Here is a 343-nt window from a genome sequence, read left to right on the forward strand (position 1 = left end):
ACCTGGATTTCGTCACAGGGGAGGAAATGCACGGTGACGCCGCAGACTTTTTGGTTGGTGTAGTCGGGGACCAAGGCATACCTACGGTGCTGACGGCTTTGGGCTCTGATCTTCGATGCCCAAGCGTCATACGCCTCTGGATTGTGGAACCCAGGAAAGCCGTCCGGATATGCAATACCTGTCTCCCAATCAATCCGAACCGCCATTCCCGGAGTCCACTGGGAAGGCAGGCTGATATGCCCACCGCCCCCTCCTTGCCAAGGCCCGATGATGTCCAGCCCAGACTGTCCATCCACAGCGAAATGGTTGATCGCCCAGTGGGTGTGGTTGATACCGATGATCC

The 343-nt window shown here is 57.4% G+C and carries 1 protein-coding gene; it reads right to left on the reverse strand.

The window, feature by feature from the left end; genetic code table 11:
* Nucleotides 1-343 (reverse strand): Tli1a family immunity protein (gene tli1a, locus ACODSK_RS32710; protein WP_489022305.1); only part of this gene is annotated, 343 nt, incomplete at both ends.

This window comes from Pseudomonas sp. FG98, from assembly GCF_057808595.1.